Origin of the sequence: Mesorhizobium sp. M7A.F.Ca.AU.001.01.1.1 (genome assembly GCF_004022735.1) — a bacterium.
Lineage (GTDB): Bacteria > Pseudomonadota > Alphaproteobacteria > Rhizobiales > Rhizobiaceae > Mesorhizobium > Mesorhizobium ciceri.
This window is the reverse complement of the sequence record NZ_RZPF01000645.1, coordinates 1-3,798: the sequence shown is the minus strand read 5'-3', so window position 1 is coordinate 3,798 and position 3,798 is coordinate 1. Positions and strand designations below refer to the sequence as shown.

Genomic DNA, 3,798 nt, shown 5'->3' with positions numbered 1-3,798 from the left:
GTCATGCGAGGTCAGCGACAGGAAGCGGCTGACCTTGCGGATCTCATCGACGGTGACGACCGTCTTGAAACTCTTGGTCTTGTCGTTCAGCGGCCGGGTCAGATGCAGCACGGAAGGATGCGCCCCGGTGGCGATCTGGCGAAACAGCGACGACGCCGGATCGGGAGCGGCAAGGCTTTCCGGCGCCTGCGCGAAATCCGGGTGCTTCAGCAGATGATGCGCAAGGTGGAAGGCGAGCGTCGCCTTGCCGATGCCGACTGGCCCGGAAAAGATCAGCGCATGCGGCAGCTTGCCGGCGCGATAGGCGGCGGTGAGCACGCCTGCAGCCTGGCCGTGCCCGACCAGAAGGGGCGTTTCGGAGGGCTCCGGCACGCCGTCGAGCGTGTCGTGCTGCTCGGGTGCGATGCGCTCGAAGATCATGCCGGCGTCGCCTGCCTGTCGCGTGCCGGCGCTCTCGCCGCCAGCGCCGCGAACACTGCCGCGGTGACGACGTTCTCAACCGCGTCGGGCTCGGCGGCTGCGTCGACGACGATGCAGCGCTCCGGCTCGGCCTTGGCGATCGCCAGAAACGCCTCGCGGCGGGCCTGGTGGATCGCCAGCGTCTCCTTTTCGAAACGGTCGGCGACTGCCTCGGCGCCGCGCCGCAGCGTTGCGCGCCTCAGGCCTTCCGCTGGGTCGATGTCGAAGATCAGCGTCATGTCCGGCATCATGCCGTTGATGGCGACCTGTTCCAGCGCATCCATGAACGCCGGATCGATGCCGCCGGTGACGCCCTGATAGACGCGTGAGGAATCGAGGAAGCGGTCGCAAAGCACGATGGAGCCACGCTCGACCGCCGGCCGGATCACCTGCTCGACATGATCGGACCGCGCGGCGGCGAACAGCAGCGCTTCCATCTTCGGCCCGAACGGTTCGGCTGCGCCCGACAGCAGCACATGCCTGACCGCTTCGGCGCCCGGCGAGCCGCCGGGTTCGCGGGTAAGCAGCACGTCGTATTTCTTGGCGCGCATCTTCCTGGCCAGCCGCTCGATCTGCGTCGACTTGCCTGCCCCCTCGCCGCCTTCGAAGGTGATGAAAAAACCGCGTGCCAACCGAGAGGCCTTCTTGTCCATGGCTGAATGGGATTGTAGCGCTCTAGATAGTCCGCGTTGGGCCAAACGTCCATGCCGTCGATTTTTTGCCCTTATGCATGCCGTTCCCCAAAACCATGGCTGGTTTTGAGCGACATGCGTTAGCGCAGCCAGCCGATCACCAGTTCCTTGACGGCATCGAGCGCGCGCTGCGGCAGCGTGCCGACGCCGATCGATTCGGCAGCGAAAAGCGGCGTCTCCTGGCTCAGCGTATCGCCGATCCAGACGCGCAGCGCACCCACCGGCTGCCCCTCCTCCACCGGTGCTGCAACCGGGCCGTCATAGACGATCCTGGCCGTCAGCTTGTCGCGGTTGGTGATCGGCAGGAAGATGTCGATCGGTCCCTTTGCCTTCAGCGTCACCCCGGATTTGGCGCCGCCGAAAACCTGGGCTTCTCCAACCACCTCGTCCCTGGCGAAAATTTCGGTCTTCTCGAAGGAGCGGACACCCCAGTCGAGCAGCTTTCGCGCTTCCTCGGCGCGCTCCTTGTCCGAGGCCAGCCCGCTCATCGCCGCGATCACGCGGGTACCATTGTGGCTGAGCGAACCGACGATGCCGAAGCCGGCTGCCTCGCTCGCCCCGACCGCCAGGCCGTCGGCGCCGATGTCCATCGCCAGCAGCGGATTGCGGTTCCTCTGTGAGATCTTGTTCCAGGTGAAATCCTTTTGGGCATAATAGCGATAGAAATCCGGATAATCGCGCCACAGGTGCAGGGCGAGCTGCGCCAGCTCGCGCACGGTCGTCTGCTGGCCATCCGCCGGCAGGCCGGTCGAATTGACGAAAGTCGACGTCTTGAGGCCGATCTGGCGGGCGCGTTCGGTCATCTGCACGGCAAAATTGTCTTCGGATCCCGACATGCCTTCGGCGATGACGATGCAGCCGTCATTGGCCGCCTGCACGGTCACGCCCTGAATCAGGTCTTCGAGCCGGATCGACGACTTGAGCTTGGCGAACATCGTCGATGTTCCCGAAGGCGCGCCACCCTTGCGCCAGGCGTTCTCGCTGACCACGAACGTATCGTCGAGCTTCAGGCGGCCGGATTTGATGGCATTGAAAACCACTTCCATGGTCATCAGCTTGGCCATCGAGGCCGGCGGTATCGGCTTGTCGGCCTCCTTGGAAAACAGCACCGTCCCGGTCTCGGCATCGATCATGAAGGCCTGCGCGGCCTTGGTCTCGAACAGCTGTGCACCGGCCGGAGCCTGGAAAAACAGCAGCAAGCCAAAAACCAGAAGCCCGGCGAGAGGCGGGAGCAAGCGAAATTGCATGATGTTCGACCCGTTGGCCGGCACCGCCGGCAAGCCCGCGAAAAGTATCAGGCTTTTTGCGCGGCGGATCAACCGCGCAGCGGAAATCCCATCAGGCTTGCGCTCAGTTGCGCACAGCCAGCGCATCGGGCGCGCCATGCGACCAGGCAGCCTGCAGCAAATCATCGAGATTGCGGTGGCCATCGGGATAGAGATTGACCGAATACCAATCCTCGCCATCGAGTTCCGAACGCTGGATCTCGATCTTGCCGTATGCGGCAAGCTCAGCGGCAACACGCTTGGCCTCCGCTGCATCCTCGAACGAACCAGCCGCGACGTAGTCAGTGGACGGACCGGCCGCTGGCGGCTGCCGCTTCCATGATTGGAGCACATCGGCCGGCGACATGCCGTCGCCACCCATCGCGGCGAAGGCATTTGAGGCGCGTTCGACCCGCTCGTCGGCATAGGACAGCGAGGCCACGGCAAACGGCGATTGCGGCGGCAGATTGATCTGCGGACGCTCCGGCACGATCGGGCCGAAATCCGGAAGCGCCAGATCGCCATAGGCCGACGACTGCGTCGACATGATCGGCTGGACAGAACCGGTATCTGTCAACTGGCCCGGAAACGGCACGGCAGCAGTGCCGGCAGGCAGGCTTGGCGACGGCCCGTTCATGGCGACCATGACGCCGGTCGGCAGTCCATCCGACGGGTCTGGCGCCCTGTTGCCGGGATGATAGGAGGCCATCAGATACTGGTCGTCATCGCCGTCGAGCGGCGCGCGGCCGACATATTCGACCTTCACCTGAGCGGTGCCGGTGTTGGCATAGTCAAGCATCTGGGCAGCGCGCTCCGATACGTCGATGATGCGGCCTTCGTGATATGGGCCGCGATCGTTGACGCGAACGATGACCGAACTGCCGGTCTTGAGATTGGTGACGCGGGCATAGCTTGGCAGCGGCATGGTCGGGTGCGCCGCCGTCAGATGGGTCATGTCGTAGACTTCGCCATTGGCGGTAAGCCGGCCATGGAAGGCGTCGCCATACCAGGAGGCGAGGCCGACCTTGGCGTAGCGCTTGTCTTCCTTCGGGTAATACCACTTGCCACGGACCTGATAGGGTTTGCCAAGCTGATCCCTGCCGCCGCCACGTTGGATGCGCCCGTTCCGGGAGATCACACGCGGGCTTGCCTTCACGCCATATTCGGATTCGGCGAAATACTCCTTGGAGCGGGTCTTCTTGTTGACCATCGCTTTCGGCTCAGGCTGCGACGCGCAGGCGGCCAGCAAGGCAGCCGACATGGCGAACAACGCGACGGTAGCAGCGCGACGAAGACGCGGTGGCGTCACAGCCTGCATTTTCCTGATGTCCCCTTCAGTCTCAACTCAAGGCGTCGCGTTCAACCACCAGAGGAGCCAAAAC

Annotated in this window: 3 protein-coding genes and 1 pseudogene; all 4 read right to left on the bottom strand. The window is 64.1% G+C overall.

Features of this window, described 5'->3' with window-relative positions; translation table 11 throughout:
* A pseudogene (locus tag EN884_RS28960) lies at positions 1 to 420 on the bottom strand (DNA polymerase III subunit delta'); the annotation flags it as partial.
* Positions 417 to 1,091 carry a dTMP kinase gene (gene tmk / locus EN884_RS28955; RefSeq protein WP_063170241.1) on the bottom strand — a complete coding sequence of 225 codons (675 nt, stop codon included), beginning with the start codon at positions 1,089 to 1,091 and terminating at the stop codon, positions 417 to 419. The gene tmk and the pseudogene EN884_RS28960, both read right to left, overlap by 4 nt.
* 140 nt (positions 1,092 to 1,231) lie before the next feature.
* Entirely contained in the window at positions 1,232 to 2,398 is a 1,167-nt protein-coding gene (locus tag EN884_RS28950; RefSeq protein ID WP_063170240.1) for a D-alanyl-D-alanine carboxypeptidase family protein, read from the bottom strand.
* A 103-nt stretch (positions 2,399 to 2,501) separates the two neighbouring features.
* Positions 2,502 to 3,734: a septal ring lytic transglycosylase RlpA family protein gene (locus EN884_RS28945; protein WP_063168012.1), complete on the bottom strand. Its 1,233-nt coding sequence runs from the start codon at positions 3,732 to 3,734 to the stop codon at positions 2,502 to 2,504.
* Positions 3,735 to 3,798 lie beyond the last annotated feature (64 nt).

Excerpts from the sequence above, each read along its gene's own strand:
- EN884_RS28950 (WP_063170240.1), bottom strand. The coding sequence starts at position 2,398 with ATGCAATTTCGCTTGCTCCCGCCTCTCGCCGGGCTTCTGGTTTTTGGC.
- EN884_RS28945 (WP_063168012.1), bottom strand. The coding sequence starts at position 3,734 with ATGCAGGCTGTGACGCCACCGCGTCTTCGTCGCGCTGCTACCGTCGCG.